This is a genomic window from Nocardia barduliensis (assembly GCF_013315795.1).
GTDB lineage: Bacteria > Actinomycetota > Actinomycetes > Mycobacteriales > Mycobacteriaceae > Nocardia > Nocardia barduliensis.
On sequence record NZ_JABLTE010000029.1, the window covers coordinates 1 to 20,229 of the forward strand.

General features: G+C 69.0%; 14 protein-coding genes. 7 read left to right on the plus strand and 7 right to left on the minus strand.

Going from position 1 to position 20,229, the window contains the following annotated elements; genetic code table 11:
• Nucleotides 1-210, plus strand: a 210-nt coding sequence (locus tag HOV91_RS14685; protein ID WP_498072314.1) for an RraA family protein, incomplete at its 5' end; no start/stop codon positions are given.
• Between the two features lie 54 nt (nt 211-264).
• On the opposite strand, the gene HOV91_RS14690 is transcribed toward HOV91_RS14685, so the two are convergent.
• Entirely contained in the window at nt 265-483 is a 219-nt protein-coding gene (locus HOV91_RS14690; protein WP_174185940.1) for an RNA-binding S4 domain-containing protein, read from the minus strand.
• Between the two features lie 303 nt (nt 484-786).
• Here HOV91_RS14690 and lysX point away from each other — a divergent pair, with 303 nt between their 5' ends.
• The gene (gene lysX / locus HOV91_RS14695; protein WP_174185941.1) at nt 787-4,110 is read left to right on the plus strand and encodes a bifunctional lysylphosphatidylglycerol synthetase/lysine--tRNA ligase LysX; all 3,324 of its coding nucleotides are present in this window, start codon (nt 787-789) and stop codon (nt 4,108-4,110) included.
• A 99-nt stretch (nt 4,111-4,209) separates the two neighbouring features.
• Nucleotides 4,210-4,419: a hypothetical protein gene (locus tag HOV91_RS14700; RefSeq protein ID WP_043717604.1), complete on the plus strand. Its 210-nt coding sequence runs from the start codon at nt 4,210-4,212 to the stop codon at nt 4,417-4,419.
• A gap of 174 nt (nt 4,420-4,593) precedes the next feature.
• Here HOV91_RS14700 and HOV91_RS14705 read toward each other — a convergent pair whose 3' ends face one another.
• Entirely contained in the window at nt 4,594-5,172 is a 579-nt protein-coding gene (locus HOV91_RS14705; RefSeq protein ID WP_174185942.1) for a Uma2 family endonuclease, read from the minus strand.
• Nucleotides 5,173-5,259: 87 nt separating this feature from the next.
• Between HOV91_RS14705 and HOV91_RS14710 the strand changes: the two genes are divergently transcribed.
• Nucleotides 5,260-5,874 (plus strand): histidine phosphatase family protein, encoded by a 615-nt coding sequence (locus tag HOV91_RS14710; protein WP_174185943.1) that lies wholly within the window; start codon nt 5,260-5,262, stop codon nt 5,872-5,874.
• A 112-nt stretch (nt 5,875-5,986) separates the two neighbouring features.
• A complete protein-coding gene (locus tag HOV91_RS14715) occupies nt 5,987-6,298 on the plus strand; it encodes a hypothetical protein (protein WP_174185944.1) in 312 nt (103 codons plus the stop codon).
• A gap of 69 nt (nt 6,299-6,367) precedes the next feature.
• Here the strand turns inward: HOV91_RS14715 and HOV91_RS14720 are convergent, their stop codons facing one another.
• From HOV91_RS14720 to HOV91_RS14735, 4 genes are all read right to left on the minus strand, one after another.
• Nucleotides 6,368-7,267, minus strand: a complete 900-nt coding sequence (locus HOV91_RS14720) for a cutinase family protein (protein ID WP_174185984.1) — start codon at nt 7,265-7,267, stop codon at nt 6,368-6,370.
• Between the two features lie 331 nt (nt 7,268-7,598).
• Nucleotides 7,599-9,068, minus strand: a complete 1,470-nt coding sequence (locus tag HOV91_RS14725; protein WP_174185945.1) for a glutamate synthase subunit beta — start codon at nt 9,066-9,068, stop codon at nt 7,599-7,601.
• Nucleotides 9,061-13,713 carry a glutamate synthase large subunit gene (gltB, locus tag HOV91_RS14730; RefSeq protein WP_174185946.1) on the minus strand — a complete coding sequence of 1,551 codons (4,653 nt, stop codon included), beginning with the start codon at nt 13,711-13,713 and terminating at the stop codon, nt 9,061-9,063. The genes HOV91_RS14725 and gltB overlap by 8 nt, the downstream gene beginning before the upstream one ends.
• A 742-nt stretch (nt 13,714-14,455) precedes the next feature.
• Nucleotides 14,456-15,031, minus strand: coding sequence for a chorismate mutase (locus HOV91_RS14735; RefSeq protein WP_174185947.1), 576 nt, complete (start codon nt 15,029-15,031; stop codon nt 14,456-14,458).
• 225 nt (nt 15,032-15,256) lie between these two features.
• Here HOV91_RS14735 and HOV91_RS14740 point away from each other — a divergent pair, with 225 nt between their 5' ends.
• Both HOV91_RS14740 and HOV91_RS14745 read left to right on the plus strand, forming a co-directional pair.
• Complete coding sequence (locus tag HOV91_RS14740) at nt 15,257-16,942, plus strand: DUF4407 domain-containing protein (protein WP_174185948.1); 1,686 nt, start codon at nt 15,257-15,259, stop codon at nt 16,940-16,942.
• 108 nt (nt 16,943-17,050) lie between these two features.
• Nucleotides 17,051-18,601, plus strand: coding sequence for an adenylate/guanylate cyclase domain-containing protein (locus HOV91_RS14745; RefSeq protein ID WP_174185949.1), 1,551 nt, complete (start codon nt 17,051-17,053; stop codon nt 18,599-18,601).
• A 59-nt stretch (nt 18,602-18,660) separates the two neighbouring features.
• Here the strand turns inward: HOV91_RS14745 and HOV91_RS14750 are convergent, their stop codons facing one another.
• A complete protein-coding gene (locus HOV91_RS14750; RefSeq protein ID WP_174185950.1) occupies nt 18,661-20,199 on the minus strand; it encodes an MFS transporter in 1,539 nt (512 codons plus the stop codon).
• Nucleotides 20,200-20,229 lie beyond the last annotated feature (30 nt).

Here is a 20,229-nt window from a genome sequence, read left to right on the forward strand (position 1 = left end):
GGCGTGGTCGTCAACGGCGCGGTCCGTGACTCCGCCATCTTGCGCACCCTGGACATCGGCATCAAGGCGCTGGGTACCAATCCGCGCAAGAGCACCCAGACCGGCAGCGGCGACCGCGACGTGCCGGTGGAGTTCGGCGGGGTCACTTTCGTGCCCGGCGACATGCTCTACAGCGACCACGACGGCATCGTCGTCCGCGCCGAGGACTGAGCCCGTTCGGCGGCGGGCCCGGAACGTTTCGGCCGCCGCCTGCTCGGGGGTGGGTCAGGCGGACACGATGACCTTGTGACCGGCCAGGGCGACCACGTCACCGACGTGCAGTTGTCGTCCGCGCCGCAGCTCGACTTCGTCGTTCACCCGCACCAACCCGGCGGCGATCACCGTTTTCGCCTCCGAACCGGATTCGATCAGGTTGGCCAGCTTCAGAAACTGGCCGAGCCGAATAACGTCCTCATCGATCGGTACTTCGACTGGTTCCGACATGAGATAAATACTTACAGCCCCATCCGAACTCGCCGAACACCACCCCGTGCCACCAGCGATCATCGAGCAACGCGAACTGACCTTCTGCCATCGCGCGGAAATCCGTTTCGTCCGCGGCGCACATCGAATTCCCGCCGCCGCCGTCGGCCTCTCGGCCCAGGTCAGCGCAGAATCACGAAAGTACGCCTTCGGCTCCACCCGCCGACGAACCCGCCGTGCGGAACTCCCGGCCGGACAAACACCGCACAAACACGCGCACCGCAGGCTTGGCAAATCCGACACACCTACGTACACACTGGTTCCGTGACCTCCACGCAAGCCCAGCAACATCGAGACACCGCACCACCCGCGGATAAACCGACTCCGCCGGTTCCCCACCGGGGTCACGGACGGCTTTCGGAAGTGCCGCATATCGCGGGATCGGTGCTCGGTGTATTCGCGGTGCTGTGCTTCCTCTGGAGCCTTTCGCCCGGACTGCGTTTCCTGACCCACGTACCGCGCCGCTATATCGACACCTATTACTTCGACGCGCCGGACACGAACCTGATGTGGGCACTGGTCGTCGGCCTGACGGCGGGCGCGATCGCCAGCCGGAAGCGAATCGCCTGGTGGTTGCTGATCGGCTATCTCGCGATCTACGCCGTGGTCAACGGCGTCACCTTCGCCGAGCGGGGCAGTATCCACGCGCTGGTGGCCATGGTGCTGCATCTGGCCGCGATCGGCGTGCTCATCGCGGCATGGCCCGAGTTCTACACCAGGGTGCGCCGCGGCGCGGGGTGGAAAGCGCTCGGTGTGCTGGCCGGTGGTCTGGCGATCGGCGCGCTGGTCGGCTGGGGACTGGTGGAACTGTTCCCAGGCAGCCTGCCGCACGGCGTGCAGCGACCGGCCTGGGCGGTCTACCGGGTGACCGCGGCGGTGCTGGCGGACAACGAGCACTTCGACGGGCATCCGCCGCCGCTGGTCAATTTCCTGCTCGGTCTGTTCGGCGCGGTCGCGCTCTTGGCCGCGGTGGTCGTTCTGCTGCGCTCGCAGCGGGCGGCGAACGCCATGACCGGGACCGACGAGTCGGCGATCCGCGGATTGCTGGAGCGCTCGGACGTGGAGGACTCGCTCGGCTACTTCGCCACCCGCCGGGACAAGGCGGTGGTGTTCGCGCCCAGCGGCAAGGCCGCGGTGACGTATCGGGTGGAGCTGGGTGTCAGTCTGGCCAGCGGTGACCCGATCGGTATCCGGGAGGCATGGCCGCAGGCGATCGATGCCTGGCTGCGGCAGGCCGACCGGTTCGGCTGGGCGCCCGCGGTGATGGGCGCGAGCGAGCTCGGTGCGACGGCCTACCGGCGCGCGGGCCTGTCCGCGCTGCGCCTCGGCGACGAAGCCATCCTGGACACCAGGAACTTCTCGCTGGCGGGGCCGGAGATGAAACCGGTGCGCCAGGCCGCCAATCGGCTGCGCAAGCACGGGGTCACGGTCCGCATTCGCAGGCACCGCGATATCCCCGCCGAAGAGTTCACCCGGATCATCGCCCGCGCCGACACCTGGCGCGACACCGAGACCGAGCGCGGGTTCTCCATGGCGCTGGGCCGATTGGGCGATGCGCTGGACGGGGACTGCGTGCTGGTCGAAGCGGTCAACCCGCAGGGCCGGGTGCTCGGCATGCTGTCGCTGGTCCCGTGGGGGCGCACCGGCGTCTCGCTGGAGCTGATGCGCCGCGATCCCGGCGGTCCCAACGGCGTGATGGAGCTGATGATCTCTCAGCTCGCGCTGAACTCCGAGCTGTACGGCATCACCAAGGTGTCGTTGAACTTCGCCGTGTTCCGTTCGGTATTCGAGGAGGGCGGCCGGATCGGGGCCGGTCCCGTGCTGCGTTTGTGGCGCGGCGTGCTGCTGTTCTTCTCGCGCTGGTGGCAGCTCGAGGCGCTGTATCGCTCGAACGTGAAGTACCAACCGCACTGGGCGCCCCGGTTCTTCCTGTTCGAGGAGCGCAGGCAGTTGCCGCGCGTCGCGGTGGCCAGCGCGCTGGCGGAAGGCTTTCTGCCGCGGATCGGCAAGGAGCCGGGCACCGCGACGCACACCGGCGTGCACACCGCCGTGCCCGCGACCGTGGCGGGCCTGCACGCCGACGGCAGCCCGCCCGACATCATCGAGATCGAAGGCGAGCAGCAACTGCCGCGCCGACCCGAGCAGGTGCGCGTGCGTATGGACAAACTGGCGCGCCTCGCCGACTCCGGCATCGATCCCTACCCGGTCGCCTATCCGCCGACGCATACCGTCGCCGACGCGCGGCGTTCCCCGCGCGGCACCACGGTCCGGGTCTGCGGCCGGCTGCTGCGCATCCGCGACTACGGCGGGGTGATCTTCGCGGTGGTCCGCGACTGGACCGACGACATCCAGCTGGTCATCGATCGCGACCGGGTCGGCGCGCAGCGCAGCGCCGAGTTCGGCGAGTTCTTCGATCTCGGCGACCTGATCGAGGTGAGCGGACAGATCGGCGCCAGCAGGCGTGGTGAGCTCTCGCTGCTCGCGGCGGACTGGCGGATGCTCGGCAAGTGCCTGCACCCGCTGCCGGACAAGTGGAAAGGGCTGGCCGACCCCGAGGCCAGGGTGCGGCAGCGCTACGTCGACATGGCGATCAACCCGGAGGCTCGCGAGGTGCTGGCCAAGCGCAGCGCGGTGGTGCGCTCGCTGCGGGACTCGCTGAACTCCCTGGGTTATCTCGAGGTCGAGACGCCGATCCTGCAACAGGTGCACGGTGGCGCCAACGCGACGCCGTTCGTCACCCATATCAACGCCTACGACCTCGACCTGTACCTGCGGATCGCGCCGGAGCTGTACCTGAAGCGGCTGTGTGTCGGCGGGATGGAGAAGGTGTTCGAGATCGGGCGGACCTTCCGCAACGAGGGCGTCGACTTCAGCCACAACCCCGAGTTCACCATTCTCGAGGCATACGAGGCGCACAGCGACTACGAGCGCATGATGCACACCTGCCGCAGGCTGATCCAGAACGCCGCGATCGCGGCCAACGGCGCGATGGTGGCGTTGCGGCCCAACGGAAACGGGTCGTTCGACGAGGTGGACATCTCCGGCGAGTGGCGGGTGCGGACGGTGCACGGCGCGGTGTCGGAGGCGGTCGGCGCGGAGATCACCCCGGAGACCGGCGTCGAGGAGCTGCGCGAACTGTGCGAGAAGGCCGAGGTGCCTTACCAGCACGGCTGGGACGCGGGCCAGGTGGTGCTGGAGATGTACGAGCACCTGGTCGAGTCCCGCACCGAGGAGCCGACGTTCTACATCGACTTCCCGACCTCGGTGTCGCCGCTGACCAGGCAGCATCGCAGAATTCCCGGCGTGACCGAGCGCTGGGACCTGGTCGCCTGGGGTGTCGAACTCGGCACGGCCTACAGCGAACTCACCGACCCGGTGGAGCAGCGGCGCCGACTCACCGAGCAGTCGTTGCTCGCGGCCAACGGCGACCCGGAGGCGATGGAACTCGACGAGGACTTCCTGCAGGCGCTCGAGCACGCGATGCCGCCTACGGGCGGACTCGGAATGGGTGTGGACCGGATCGTCATGCTGATCACTGGGCGCAGCATTCGCGAGACTTTGCCGTTCCCTTTGGTGAAACCCCGCTGACCGGGCCTTCGAACGGAACAGTTCTCATCGAGCTAATCGGACGGCTACCCTTGGAGATTCGGCTCCGGGAGGAGGCCGATACACCTTAAGGGGTTGGTTATGTACCTTGACCTGCTGACGAACGCGAGCCTGCTGGACCACACCGTGTGGGCCAGCCCGGACACCTGGAACTCCGCGCTCGACTTGGCCGCCAAGAAGAAGAAGAGCAGCAAGGGCGGGTTGATCATCGGCGCGATCTGCTGCCTGCTGGTGGTCGCCCTGATCATCGGCGGCATCTACCTGCTGACCAAGCGCAAGAAGAGCCAGTAGCGGCGGACGTCGACGGCCCGTTCACATGCCGCGAACCGGGCCGTCGTTTCCCGTTGTATACAGCGCCGTGCGAGCCGGAAAAGGGAAGCCGACGCGCCCGGCCGCGGCCGAGCGATCCGCCGAGTTTTCGCGGTTCCGCCGAAGTACTCGACCGATCGAGCCGAGCGACCGGATCTAAAGCCGATCGATCTCGGTGAGGTCGATGTCTATATCGAACGGCACGGTCAGCTTCAGGCGATCGTGATGAATCCCGGTGAGCGCGTAAGCGTTCGTCGCCGGGTCCAGTTCGTAGACGTAGACAACCGGGCGGCCGTCTACGTTCTCGACCCGCCAGAAGTGAGCGATGCCCGCGCGGGCGTACAGCTGCGGTTTGCGCTCCCGATCACGCGTACGCGATTCGGCGGATACCACCTCGGCTGCCAAGACGACGTCCTCGGCCTGGTACGTCGTCAGCCCAGGGCCGCCGACGCTTTCGGCGTGGATCACGATGATGTCCGGTTCCGGGCGCTGATCCCGCCCGAGAGTCACGGTCATCTCCCGTCTCACCCGCCATTGCGACGGAGCGAGGCGGCGAAGAGCGGAGTCGAGCAGCGTGATGACCAGCATATGGAACTGCGCCTGCGGACTCACGAAGACAAGACTCCCGTCGATCAGCTCGGTGTGCGGGGGAAGGTCGGGCAGGCGATCGAGATCCTCGGCGACGAACCCGCCCGGCGGCGGGCGCAGCCACTGCGGAAACGGCTCGACGGTCATGCTCCGAGTATGTCACCTCGAGTGTGCCGGTCGTAGCTCCATGGGGCCGGATCGGACAGGTCAGGACCATGCGGCAGAGTAGGGCGGGTGCAGTTGATTCTCGTTCGCCATGCTCAGCCGGTCCGGGTGCTCAGCTCGGCCGGGCCCGCCGATCCGGAGTTGGCCCCGGTGGGGTTGGAGCAAGCCGAGCGGGTGCCCGCGGCGCTCGGTCATCATCGGGTTTCCCGGGTGGTGAGCAGCCCGCAGCGACGGGCCCGGGAAACGGCGGCGCCGACCGCCGCGAAGCTCGGCCTCGGCGTCGAGATCGTCGACGATCTCGCCGAATACGACCGCGATCTGCCCGCTTACATCCCGATCGAGGATGCCAAGGTCGAGTTCCGCGACGCCTATGACCGGATCAAGGCGGGGCATCTCCCGGTACAGATCGACGGCGAGTCGTTCAAAGCCAGGGTGCACGCCGCCGTCGCCGATATCGTCGCGGCCACCGATCCGGCCGACACGGTGGTGGCGTTCGCGCACGGCGGTGTGGTCAACGTGCTGTTGCAAGAGGTACTCGGCTTGGAGCGGCCACTGACCTTTCCCATCGACTACTGCTCGATCACCCGAATCCTGTTCTCCCGCACCGGACGGCGTACCGCTGCCACGGTCAACGAGAACGGCCACGTCTGGGACCTGTTGCCGCGCAATATCGGTACGCGCTGAGATTCACAGCCGATTGCCAGGAGCGTCGCACCGCTGTCCCAGTGACGGAATCTTCGATGGGACCGGTGGGCCACTGCGAACAGTGGCTCACGGTTCGAGAGAAAGGAATTCCGTGTCGCTCTCCAAAACCGTCACGCCGCTGCGGCGTCTCACCCGGGTGGCCGTGGCCGGGGCGTTGATCGCCGTCCCGCTCGCTGCCCTCGTGGCGACCGCGTCCGCCGAGACCCCCGCCGATCAGGCGGAGGTCCAGGTGGTGGACGCACCGCAGCAGGGTGCCGACATCAACGAACGGCCCCGTCATTTCGAACGCCACCACGAACGGCATGACGGCCCGGGCCGTGGGCCGGACGACCGCCCGTGGCGAGATGGCCCGCAGCAGCAGTTCAAGTTCAAGCATGTCCTGCCGCCGACCGGCTCCAGCTAGCCGTTCCGCCACAACGAAAAGGCCCACCTCCGATTATTCGGAGGTGGGCCTCTTGGCTTGGGCGGTGGCTCAGGCCATGCCCGCGATCCAGTTGTGCATCCAGGAGATGGCGGTCTGGCCGCCGCCCACCGGGTAGCTGCCGTACAGGGTGTGCGCCTGCGACTTGTAGAAGCGCTCCAGGTCCTTGGCCCGCTGCTGGTTGGCGGAGTCGGTCAGCTGCGCCTGCAAGACCGGAACGCCGCCGGAGGTCATCAGGTCGCCGATGATGTTGCCCGCCTCGATCTGGTAGCGCCACATGTTGGCGGGGTTGGCGTCCGACGCCTGGGCGAGGAACCCGGCGAACCGCGTGACGAAGTCGTCGGTCGCCGTCGCGCAGTAGAGGTCGTCGAGCGCGCAGATGGTGCGGGTGCGGTCGCTGACCCAGCCGAAGCCGCCGACCCGGGGGCCGCCCGCGCCCGCGCCGGGAGCGGCCGGGCCGATCTGGATGTCGGTGGGCGACCGGCGGGGATCGGAGATCAGGCCGACACCGGAGATCCGATCGGCAGGTACGACACTGAGACCGGTGCCGATCTCGGCGGCGAGGTCGCCCGCGGCGTCCGCGCCCTGGCTGTAGCCGATCAGCGCGATCTTGGTCGCGCCGCACTGCTGCGCCATGCTCGCGATCAAGCCGCGCGCGTTGTCGACGGCCTCCTTCTTGGAGTTGCCGTAAACCTCGCCCTCCCAGGGGAAGGCGGTCGCGGCATAGGTCACATAGTCCACTTCCGCGGAAGCGGGCAGGCCCCGGGTGACGCCGGCGAGCATGCCGGGCTGCGGGGTTTTGTCCCGGCCGGTTTCCCAAGTGCCCGGGATCGCCACCACGTACAGGCTTGGGCATCCGGGAGCGGCGTTCGCCGACCCACTACCGAAAACCAAGCCGGACATCACGGTCGCGGATGCGCCCAGAGCCGCGACGACCTTCTTCCACTGCATACCGCTCCAAACCTCGCCCTCGTCGAACTTCCCGCCGAGTTGCCGCGTCAATGCTGAACTCATCGGATGTCGTTCCAGTGCACGCCGGGTGAACAAAAGTCGCCCGACCGGTATGACGTGCACTCGACAACCGCAGCCCAAGATCAGCAGCACGCCGGAGATCACAATAGAGCCACGAACGCCGCAATGCCATTCGAACGCCGTAGTGTGTCGGATTCCCGTTGCCGCACCCGCTGATCTGTGGTCCGGAGAGCCCATCGATCGCGAAGAAGGCGCCTGTGGACGAGTTGTCCACAGGCGCCTTCGTTTCCGCTCCGGTAAGAGAGGGGATCTAGCGCTGAGCCACCATGGTGGGCGTGATCGGCGCCGGAAGCGCGGTCTCGCCTTCCAGGTACCGGTCGACGCCCGCGGCCGCGGCGCGGCCCTCGGCGATGGCCCAGACGATGAGCGATTGGCCGCGGCCCATGTCACCCGCGACGAAGACGCCGGGGACGTTGGTCGCCCAGTTCTTGTCGCGCTGCACGTTGCCGCGCTGGTCGTAACCGACGCCGAGATCGGTGAGCAGGCCGGGCTTCTCGGGACCGACGAAGCCCATGGCCAGCAGCACCAAGTCGGCTTCGAGGGTGAAGTCGGTGCCCTCGACCTTCTCGAAGCGGCCGTTGACCATCTTGACCTCGTGCGCGTCCAGGCCGGTCACCTTGCCGTCCGCGCCGACGAAGCGCTCGGTGTTCACCGAGAACACCCGTTCGCCGCCCTCCTCGTGCGCCGAGGAAACCCGGTACATCAGTGGGTAGGTCGGCCACGGGGTCGAGTCGGCCCGCTCTTCGGGCGGACGCGGCATGATCTCGAACTGGTGCACGCTGGCCGCGCCCTGCCGGTGCGAGGTGCCCAAGCAGTCCGCGCCGGTGTCGCCACCGCCGATGATGACGACCTTCTTGCCCTTGGCGTGGATGGGCGGCAGCCCCTCCTCGTCGGTGACGTCGTCGCCGTGCTGCACCCGGTTGGCCCAGGGCAGGAACTCCATCGCCTGGTGGATGCCGTCCAGGTCGCGACCCGGGATGGGCAGGTCACGCGCCAGGGTGGCGCCACCGGCGAGCACGATCGCGTCGAACTGCTCGCGCAACTGCTCGGCCGTGATGTCGACGCCCACGTTCACGCCGGTCTTGAAGATGGTGCCTTCGGCCTCCATCTGCGCCAGGCGGCGGTCGATGAAGCGCTTCTCCATCTTGAATTCCGGGATGCCGTAGCGCAGCAGGCCGCCGATGCGGTCGGCCCGCTCGAACACGGTCACGGTGTGCCCGGCGCGGGTCAGCTGCTGCGCCGCGGCCAGGCCGGCCGGGCCGGAGCCCACGACGGCGATCTTCTTGCCGGTGAGGCGGGTCGGGTAGACCGGGGTCACCCAGCCCTCGTCGAAGGCGTTCTCGATGATCTCGACCTCGACCTGCTTGATCGTGACCGGATCCTGGTTGATGCCGAGCACGCAGGACGCCTCGCACGGCGCGGGGCACAACCGGCCGGTGAACTCCGGGAAGTTGTTGGTCGCGTGCAGCCGGTCGATGCCTTCCCGCCAGCGGTCCTTGTAGACCAGGTCGTTCCACTCGGGAATCAGGTTCCCCAGCGGACAGCCGTTGTGGCAGAACGGGATACCGCAGTCCATGCACCGGCTGGCCTGGGTGCGCAAGGTCTCGTGGGAGAAGTTCTCCTCGTAGACCTCTTTCCAGTCCATCAGGCGCAGCGGCACCGGCCGCCGCTTGGGCAGTTCCCGTGCGGTGTGCTTCAGAAAACCCTGGGGGTCAGCCACGTGCGGCCTCCATAATCGCCTCGTCCACGTCCTTGCCGCTCTTCTCAGCTTCGGAGATGGCGAGCAAAACCTTCTTGTATTCGCGCGGCATGACCTTCACGAAGTGGTTCACCTGCTGCGACCAATCGCTCAGGATGCGATCGGCGACCGGGGAACCCGTCTGGTCACGGTGCTGGGTGATGATGTCGTGCAGCCAGGTGAAGTCGTCACCGGCCAGCTGCTCGACGGCGTCGGCCTGTTCGGGGTTGAGCCGCGAGGCGAAGGTGCCGTTCGGGTCGAAGACGAACGCCACACCGCCGGACATACCGGCGCCGAAGTTGCGCCCGGTCTCGCCGAGGATGACCACCCGGCCACCGGTCATGTACTCGCAACCGTGGTCGCCCACGCCCTCGACCACCGCGGTGGCGCCGGAGTTGCGAACGGCGAACCGCTCGCCGACCACACCGCTGAGGAACACCTGGCCGCTGGTGGCGCCGAACAGGATCACGTTGCCCGCGATGATGTTCTGCTCGGCGACGAACTCGCCGGGCGCGTCCAGCGACGGGCGCACCACGAGCCGTCCGCCGGAAAGACCCTTGCCGACATAGTCGTTCGCGTCACCCTGCACGCGCAGCGTGATGCCCGCGGGTACGAAGGCGCCGAAGCTGTTGCCCGCCGACCCGGTGAAGGTGATGTCGATGGTGTCGTCGGGCAGGCCGGCGCCGCCGTAGAGCTTGGTCACCTCGTGGCCGAGCATGGTGCCGACGGTGCGGTTCACGTTCGTGATCTTGGTCTCGAACTTCACCGCCTGACCCCGCTCCAGCGCGTCCCTGCTCTGCACGATCAGCTGCTGGTCCAGCGCCTTGTCCAGGCCGTGGTCCTGGGACTTGGTGCAGCGGCGGTCCTGGTACATGAACGCCGTCTCGACGTCGTCCAGGATCGGGGACAGGTCGAGCTTGCTGGCCTTCCAGTGCTGCTTGGCCCGCGAGGTGTCGAGCAGGTCGACCCGGCCGATGGCCTCGTCCAGCGTGCGGAAGCCCAGCTGGGCCAGCAGCTCCCTGACCTCCTCGGCGATGAACAGGAAGAAGTTCTCGACGAATTCCGGCTTGCCGGTGAAGCGCTCGCGCAGCACCGGGTTCTGCGTCGCGACGCCGACCGGGCAGGTGTCCAGGTGGCACACGCGCATCATGATGCAGCCCGAGACCACCAGCGGAGCGGTGGCGAAACCGTACTCCTCGGCGCCGAGCAGCGCGGCGATCATCACGTCGCGGCCGGTCTTCATCTGGCCGTCGACCTGTACGACGATGCGGTCGCGCAACCCGTTGAGCAGCAGCGTCTGCTGGGTCTCGGCCAGGCCGAGCTCCCAGGGACCGCCCGCGTGCTTGAGCGAGGTCAACGGCGAGGCGCCGGTGCCGCCGTCGTGACCGGAGATCAGCACGACGTCGGCGTGCGCCTTGGAGACGCCCGCCGCGACGGTGCCGACGCCGGGCTCGGCGACCAGCTTGACGTGGATGCGCGCCTGCGGGTTGGCGTTCTTCAGGTCGTGGATCAGCTGCGCCAGATCCTCGATCGAGTAGATGTCGTGGTGCGGCGGCGGCGAGATCAGGCCGACGCCCGGCGTCGAGTGCCGCACCTCGGCGACCCACGGGTACACCTTGTGCGCCGGAAGCTGACCGCCCTCACCGGGCTTCGCGCCCTGGGCCATCTTGATCTGGATGTCGGTGCAGTTGGTCAGGTAATGCGCGGTCACGCCGAAGCGCCCGGAGGCCACCTGCTTGATCGCGCTGCGCCGCCAGTCGCCGTTCTCCTCCGGCTCGAAGCGCGCCGGGGACTCGCCGCCCTCACCCGAGTTCGACCGGCCGCCGAGCCGGTTCATCGCGATCGCCAGGGTCTCGTGCGCCTCGGCCGAGATGGAGCCGTAGCTCATCGCGCCGGTGGAGAACCGCTTCACGATCTCCGCGGCCGACTCGACCTCCTCGATCGGGATCGGGTTGCGCGCCCGGTGCTTGAACTTGAACAGACCGCGCAGCGAGGCCAGCCGCTCGGACTGGTCGTCGACCAGCTTGGTGTACTCCTTGAAGATCGAGTACTGGCCGGACCGGGTGGCGTGCTGCAGCTTGAACACCGTGTCCGGGTTGAACAGGTGGTATTCGCCCTCGCGCCGCCACTGGTACTCACCGCCGACCTCGAGCTCGCGGTGCGCGCGCTCGTTGCGGTTCTCCAGGAACGCGATCCGGTGCCGCTGCGCGACGTCCTCGGCGATCTCGTCCAAGCCGATGCCGTCCAGGTGCGAGCGCAGGCCGGTGAAGTACTCGTCCACCAGATCCTGCGACAGGCCGATCACCTGGAAGAGCTGGGCGCCGTTGTAGGAGGCCAAGGTGGAGATGCCCATCTTGGACATCACCTTCAGCACGCCCTTGCCCGCGGCCTTGTTGTAGTTCGCGACCGCCTTGCGGTAGTCGGCGGCCAGGTCGCCGGTGCTGCCCGGCATCTCGAGCGCGCCGCGCTCGAGCATGTCCTCGATGGTCTCGAAGGCCATGTAGGGGTTGATCGCGGCGGCGCCGAAGCCGACCAGGGTGGCCATGTGGTGCACCTCGCGGGCGTCACCGGCCTCCACGACCAGGCCGACCATGGTGCGGGTGCGCTCGCGCACCAGGTGGTGGTGCACCGAGGAGGTGAGCAGCAGCGACGGGATCGGCGCCAGCTTCTCGTTGGACTCGCGGTCGGACAGCACGATGATCCGCGCGCCGCCGTCGATGGCGGCCGAAACCTGGGTGTTGATCGCCTCCAGCGCCTTGCGCAGGCCCTTGCCGCCCTTCTTCACCGGGTACAGGCCGCGCACGACCACCGAGCGCAGCTCGGGGTGGGATCCGTCGTCGTTGATGTGCACGAGCTTGGCCAGCTCGTCGTTGTCCAGGATCGGCTGCTCGAGCGCGATCATGTTGCAGGACTCCGGGCCCGGGTGCAGCAGGTCGGCCTCGGGACCGATGTTGCGCTTGAGGCTGGTGACCACCTCTTCCCGGATCGCGTCCAGCGGCGGGTTGGTGACCTGCGCGAACAGCTGGGAGAAGTAGTCGAACAGCAGGCGCGGACGGGCCGACAGCACCGCGATCGGGGTGTCGGTGCCCATCGAGCCGAGCGCTTCGCCGCCGGTCTTGGCCATCGGCGAGATCAGCAGGTTGAGTTCCTCGGTGGTGTATCCGAAGATCTGCTGACGGATCAGCACGCGGTCGTGCGACATGTGCACGTGCGGGCGGTCGGGCAGGTCGGCGAGGCGGGAGACACCCGCGTCCAGCCACTCCTGGTACGGCTGCTCCGCGGCGAGCTGGGACTTGACCTCGTCGTCGCCGACGATGCGGCCCTGGGCGGTGTCCACCAGGAACATGCGGCCCGGCTGCAGACGCGCCTTCTTGACCACCTTGGACGGGTCGATGTCCAGCACGCCGACCTCGGAGGCCATCACGACCAGGCCGTCGTCGGTCACCCAGATGCGGCTGGGCCGCAGGCCGTTCCGGTCGAGCACGGCGCCGACGACGGTGCCGTCGGTGAAGCACACCGACGCGGGGCCGTCCCACGGCTCCATCAGCATCGAGTGGTACTCGTAGAAGGCCCGCTGCCGCGGGTCCATGGTCTCGTTGCGTTCCCAGGCCTCGGGAATCATCATCAGCACGGCGTGGGGCAAGCTGCGGCCGCCGAGGTGCAGCAGTTCCAGCACCTCGTCGAACCGGGCGGTGTCGCTCGCCCCCGGGGTACAGACGGGGAAGATCTTCTCCAGCCGGTTCTTGCCCGCGGAGTCGACGCCGAAGACGTCGCTGCGCAGCAGCGCCTCGCGAGCGCGCATCCAGTTCTCGTTGCCGGTGACGGTGTTGATCTCACCGTTGTGCGCCACCCGGCGGAACGGGTGCGCCAGCGGCCAGGAGGGGAAGGTGTTGGTGGAGAAGCGGGAGTGCACGATGCCCAGCGCGCTTTCCACCCGGGAGTCCTGCAGGTCCAGGTAGAACGCGCGCAGCTGCGGCGTAGTGAACATGCCCTTGTAGACGAAGGTCTGCCCGGACAGGCTCGGGAAGTAGACCGACTCCCTGCCGACCGCGCCCTCACCCGCACCGGCCGACCCCAGCTCGCGCTCGACCCGCTTGCGCACCACGTAGGCGCGACGCTCCAGATCCATCTCCGACAGCGGATCGGAAGCGTTCTTCGGGGAGGCGATGAAGATCTGCCGGAAGGTCGGCATGGCGTCGCGCGCCAGCGCGCCGAGCGACGACTCGTCGATCGGCACCTCGCGCCAGCCCAGGACCTCGAGGCCCTCTTCCTTGACGATCTTCTCCACGCCGTAGGCCGCGCGCGCGGCTTCGCGGCGGGCCTGCGGAAGGAAGGCGATGCCGGTGGCGTAAGAACCCTCCGGCGGCAACTCGAAGTCCACGATGGCGCGGAAGAAGCGGTCCGGAACCTGGATCAGGATGCCGGCGCCGTCACCGCTGTTGGGCTCGGCGCCCGCGGCGCCACGGTGCTCCAGGTTCAACAGAGCCGTAATAGCCTTGTCGACGATGTCGCGGCTGCGGCGGCCGTGCATGTCGACGACGAACGCGACGCCGCAGGCGTCGTGCTCGTTCGCCGGGTCGTAGAGCCCGATGGGTCCAGGTGACCGGTGGCCAGGAAGTTGCGTCATGCCTCTGCCTTCAAGAAAGTCGGCCTTCGAAGAAAAAACGGCCTTTCGTCGAACGCCTCCGTACAAAGACTGCGCCCGTACGTTCCGAAGCCAGCCGCGCTGATGGTCTTCGGCGTGCAGTCAGGTCTGCAGTTGTCTCCACCCGCTTCTGTGACGTAGTGGGTGCCCTTCGGTAACGGATCCCTAACAAGATCCTTACCTCCGAGCGGGTGCCCGCCCGCTACGCTGAGCACCTGGCTAGGGGCTGCCCGAGCGGGCGAGGTAGCCGAACGTTCTGTGTTCGGCGTAAGAGCAAACGATAAGTCAGGTCCAGGGCCCGGCCAACTTAGGTTGCGCTAATAACCAGGTTTAGCTGGGCTTCTGCATTCGGTCCTCCACGTGTGCGCGTTGTCCAGTGTAAAGCAGCGAGTGCCGTGCGATCGATCCCCGTGGCACCCGGTGCCAGCTGGGAAAACCGACGCGCGACACCGCACCGAGACCTTCCTCACCAGGCCGGTAAACCGCCCTCACCTGCGTCGAGATGGATTTCCCCCGTTCGCTTCCCGGCAAACCAAGCGGCAGCGGCTAACTCGGCGAAAGGGTGCGTGAGATATTTCCGACACGGGCGTGACAAGCCATGAATGTGATCCGACCGTCCGGCCTCTTTTGTCCGATGTGTCGTTCAGCACATTCTCAGCAAATCTCGGGAAGTGGTGTTGGACACATCTGTCCGCCACCCTGCGGCCGACGGGCCGGACCGGGCCTACGCCGGGCAGAGCGACACAGCTGCCCGCACCAGCGCCGCTCGGTGCAGTGGGTCGCCGCGACCGGCGGTGAACACGCCGAACACGCTGCGCGCCAATCGTTCCGCGCAATCCGGCGCGGACAGCTCCGCTCGTCGGCCGGCCAACTGGTCGAGGATCTCGACGTTCACCCGGTCGATCACCGGGCGCACGGACGCGAGCCCCGCCGGTGCGGTGGGCGCGGCCGCCGGGTCGAACCGCCACCGCAGCATCAGGCCCCGCTGCACCGTCTTGTGCGCCTCGATCTGGCCGAGGAAAACCTGCCGCACCCAGTTCTCCGGCAGGTCACGACCGCTGCCGAGACGCGCCATCGCGTCGTAGACCTCGGCCTCCCTGACCGGGTCGTCGATGGCGGGCTCGATGCCGTGCTCGCCCGCGGCCGCCCACTTCGCCGCGGCCACGGCGTCGGCGGTGTCCAAGCGCTCGACCACCAGTGCGACCAGCCGGTCCAACGACCCGTCGGCCGGGGACGCGCTCGCGCTAACCGGCCACATCGGCAACGCCGCCACGAGGAGCGCCAACACGAATCCACGCACGCCGAAACCTCCTCGAATCGTTCGCACCGAAACGAATCACCGCGCCAGCGTAGGCCCGTCCGCCCGTCGCGTCGGGCGCGACCGCGGCGGCCCTGTGAGCCTGGACACATCGAGCCGTCTCTGCTCGCTGCCGGGCCGGGCGGCCTGTCACGCTGTCACAACGAATCCGTGACAGTTTCGTCGCGCCCGTGAAAAGCGCCTGGGACGTGGAGGATGTGCATTCCGATGACCGTCACCGGCTTGTTCACCTGGCTCGGCGGAGGCCGTAACGGCGGGATCACCGATCGTCACGAACGCGCCGGATACGCCGTCACGGGCGCCGTCGTGCTGTTGTCCGCGACGATCTCCGGCGTGGTCGGCGCCCTCGCCGCACAGTCCGCCTGGCCGTGGCCTGCCGCGGTGGCGGTCGGAATCGTGGTCGCGGCGCTGACCGGCGCACTCGCCAGGGCGCTTGCGACGGCGCGGCCGAGCGGTGGGCCCGACCGGCTCGGGCTGATCGGCCGCGTCGCGCTCGCCGTGCTGGCCGGTGGGTTGATCGCCGAACTCGCGGCGGTCGTGCTGTTCAGCGGGTCCGTCGATCGGCTGCTGGACGAGCAGGCGCAACGCTCGCTCGATTCGGCGCCGCGGGTCGTCGCGGCGCAGGCGGAACTGGACCGGGCGAAAGCCGACCGGGCCGTGCTCGAACAGGCGATCGGCATGGCCCAGAACGACATCGATCACGCCTTGGTGATCGCCCGCTGCGAATTCAACCCGACCCCGGAGTGCCCGCGGACCAGGATCACCGGCGTGCCCGGCCGCGGGCCGGAGGCGCAGACGGCCAACGCCATGCTCGACGACGCCCGCAGGCATCTCGCCACCGCGCAGGGCCGGGTGGACGCCGCCGACCGCCGGATCGACGCCGGCCAGGACGCGCTGACGGCCGCGCGTGCCGCCGCCTTCGACGATGCCGACCGCGGCCTCGGCGCGCGCTGGCAGGCGATGAACGACTACACCGTGCGCGAGGCGCTGCCGCTGCGCGTTCTCACCATCGTGGCGTTCGTCGCACTCGCCCTGCTGCCACTGGTGCTGCGCTGGTGGCGTGGGGAGACGTCGTTCGACCGGCACAACGCGGCGCGCACCGTGCACGATCGCGCCGAGCGCTCGGCCGACGCGGCCATCGCGGTCAAGCAGGCCGAGGTGCGCGCCGAGGCCGAGACCCTGCGCGCCGAGCAGCAGCTCACCGCCGCCCGCCTCGCCGTCGAGGCGGATACGGCCATCGACCGGGAGCGGCAGCGCACTCGCATCATCGCGGCCATCGGCGGCATCGAGATCGGTATCACCGAACCGCCGCGCCGCACCGAACTTCCCGCCGCGGCGGACGATCGAAAGGACAGCGCCATGCCACACGAGGTGACGCCGAACCTACCCGCCCCCGTGACCGTGAGCTCGCCCGCCGCCACACCGGCGGCGCCGCACAGCGGGGGCGGTCTCGAGTTGCCGCTGATCGGCACGGTGCCGTTCACCGACACCGCGGCGCGTTTCATCCGGCCGCTGGTCCCGTCGTTCGTGGCCAACGCGATCGACACCGCGACGCATCCGCTGCGCACCGCGCGGCAGGCGTTCGAGGAGGTCGAGGAGATCACCTTCACGCTGCGCCGTACGCGCAAGGTCACCGTCGACGGGCACGCGCCGCAGGCCGTCGCCTATCAGCCGCAGCCAGGCGCGCCGGAGATCGCGCACGCCCAGCACATCGCCTCCACCGTGGTCGACGCCCCATATACCGCGCCGCACACCCCGCGCTACTCCTCCCTCCCGCCGACCGGCGCGGCGGGCTACGGCCTGCCCACCGGCGCCCGCCGGGACGAACTGCCCACTGCCCACCACCCCGAACTGCCCGGGTCCGACCGCCGCGAACTGCCACCGGGGCGCTGAGCGGCTGCCTATCGCCGACCGCGAACACGGCTCCGCTGCGGGCGCCGGGGCGGCTCGATGCGAAGTCGACCTGCGGCGGTGCGGCGTTTGGCGGCCTACGCTGCACCCATGCAACACAGGGAGGTGACGCTCGCCGCGGCGCCGTGGGGGTCGCGACTGCTCGGGTCGGCCGAGGAGTCGTCGGGGATGCGGCGCATCCGCGTCCAGTTGTTGATCACCGTGCCCACCCTGCTGGGAAATCTGACGGGCATGGTCGTCTCGATCGTCCTGGTCGGCTTCGTGTTGCCGGGACCGTCGGTGTTCACCCGCGATCTGCTGCTGCTCGACGTGCTCGCCGCGCCGCTCTACGCGACCTGCGCGCTGCTGATCGGGCTGTGGTGGGGCACGGCCCGCGGACTGCGCGCGCTGCGGTGGGCCACCGATCCGGAACGCGTGCCGACCGAGCAGGAGCAGGCCGCGGCCACGGAGATCCCGCGCAGGCTGGTGCGCGACCAAGCGCTGCTGTGGTTCGGTGGACTCGTCCTGTTGACCACGTTCTACGGCCTGGCCGAACCGCGGCTGATTCCGAAGGTGGCTTTCGGCATCGCGATCAGCGCCATCGTGGTGTGCGCGAACAGCTATCTGATCATCGAGTTCGCCCTGCGGCCCGTCACCGCCCGGGTGCTGGAAGCGGCTGCTTCCGGCCGCAGGCGCGGCATCGGCGTCTTCGGGCGCTCGCTGGTGGGGTGGATGGTCGGCTCGGGCGTCCCGGTAGCCGGGATGATGGTGCTCGCGGTGTCGGCGCTGGTGATGGACGACGTGACCAAGGCCCGGCTCGCGGTCTGCGTGCTGTCCCTCGGCGGCGCGACGTTGATTTTCGGTCTGCTGCTGATGACGCAGACCTTGGCCGCCACGGTGGCCCCGATCCTCGGCGTGCGCCGCGCGATGCGTCAGGTGGAGGAGGGCGACCTCGATGTCGCGCTGGCCGTCTACGACGGCACCGAATTGGGTGAGTTGCAGAGCGGTTTCAACCACATGGTGGAAGGGCTGCGCGAGCGCGAGCAGATCAGGGACCTGTTCGGCAGGCATGTGGGGCGAGAGGTCGCGGCGGCGGCGCTGGCCGGCGACGCGGCGCTCGGCGGCGTGGAGACCGACGCGGCGGCGTTGTTCATCGACATCGTCGGCTCGACCACGATGGCCGCGACCATCCCGGCGCCGGAGATGGTCGCCATCCTGAACCGGTTCTTCGGCATCGTGGTGGACGAGGTGGAGCGCCACGGCGGGCTGGTCAACAAGTTCGAGGGCGACGCAGCCCTCGCCGTCTTCGGTACGCCCGCGCGCCTGTCCGACGCGGCGGGTGCGGCGCTGGCCACCGCCCGCGCGATCCGCGCCCGCCTCGACGCCGCGGGCGGCGATTTCGTGGCCGCCATCGGCGTAGCGGCGGGGCGGGTGGTCGCGGGCAATGTCGGCGCTCATCAACGTTACGAGTTCACCGTGATCGGCGACGCGGTCAACGAGGCCGCCCGCCTGTGCGAGCTCGCCAAGCAGGAGGGCCTGTTGCTCGCCTCCGGCGCGACCATCGCGGCGGCTGCCGACGCCGAGGCCCGGCATTGGCAGGTCGGCGAATCCGTCACCCTGCGCGGCCGCCTCACACCGACCCGGCTCGCGCGCCCCGCATGAGGTTCTCCGGCGGGGCGCCCGATCCCTCGCGGCGGCTGCCCCGGCCACCGGCACGGCGATCACGCGCGGCCACCGCGCAACCGGAACGCCACGACCGCAGCGACCAACAGAATCGACGTGGTGCCGATCGCCGCGAAGTGGATGCCGGAGACGAACGAATCCCGCACCGAAGCGAGGAACGCGGTTCCGGCGGCCTCCGGCAGTTCCTGTGCGAAAGCCGTGGCGGCGCCGAGGGATTCCGAGGCGGCGCCCGCCTGATCGCCCGGGACCTGGCTCAGGTCGAGGCCGTTGCGGAAGATCGCCATGACCACACTGCCGAGTATCGCGACGCCGAGCGCGATACCGGTCTCGTACGCGGTCTCCGACACCGCGGCGGCCGCACCCGCGCGTTCCACGGGCGCCGAGCCGACCACCAGGTCCGACGACACGGTCAGCGCGACCCCGACGCCCGCACCGATGAACAGGAAGCCGAGCACGAACGGCGCCGTGCTGGTGGCCGCGTCCGGACTCAGCCATCCGAACAGCGTCGCGCCCACCGCCGCCGTGGTCAGCGCGCCGCCGAGCACCGTGCCCGGCCGCAGCCGCCGCAGCAGCCAGGCCGCGCCGAGCGAGGCGATCATGCCGGCCAGCAGCCCCGGCAGCAGCAGCAAGCCCGCCTGCATCGGCGAGCGTCCGAGCACCAGCTGTAGGTACTGCGAGCCGAAGAACAGCACACCGGCCAGCGCGAACACCGCGAGCAGGTTGGTCAGCACCGCGGTACGGAACTTGGGCAGCGCGAACAGCGCCAGATCGAGCATCGGCTGCGCGAGCCGTCGCTGCCTGCGCACGAACCACACGCCCGCCAGCACGCCGAGCGCGCCGAGCAGGACCGGTCGCGGCCCCGGGCCGTGCGCGGCGCATTCCTTCACCGCGTACACCACGGGCACCAGCGCGAGCATCGACAGCGCGGCGCTGGGCAGGTCGAAGCGACCGGGCCGCGGATCGCGCGACTCCGGGATCAGCACGGGCCCGAGCCCGATCAGCACCAGCATGACCGGCAGGTTCACCAGGAACACCGAACCCCACCAGAAATGCTCGAGCAGCCAGCCGCCCAGCAGCGGTCCCGCCGCCGCGCTGCCCCCCGCCATCGCGCTCCACACCGCGATGGCCACGGTGCGCTGCCGCGGGTCGAGGAACATGGACCTGATCAGGGCCAGCGTGGCGGGCATCAGCGTGGCTCCAGCGACGCCCTGCAGCACGCGCGCCGCGATCAGCATTTCCGGCGTCACCGACCAGGCCGCGCACGCGGAAGCGACGCCGAAGCCGGCCGCGCCGAGCAGCAGCAGTCTGCGCCGCCCGATCCGGTCGCCCAGGTTGCCCATGACGACGAGCAACCCGGCCAGCACGAACGAGTAGACGTCGATGATCCACAGCAGCTGCGGCGTGGTGGGCGCGAGGTCGGCGCTGATCGCGGGCACGGCCAGGTCCAGCACCGTCGCGTCGACGGCGAGCAGCAGCAGGGCGAGCGCGAGCACCGACAAGCCCGCCCAGTCGCGAGCTCCAGCGCGGGGTGGGGTGGCGGGCGATGGTGCGTCGGTCTGCGCGGTCTCGGTGGTCATGGCCTTCTCGACTTCCGTCGGTCGGATTTT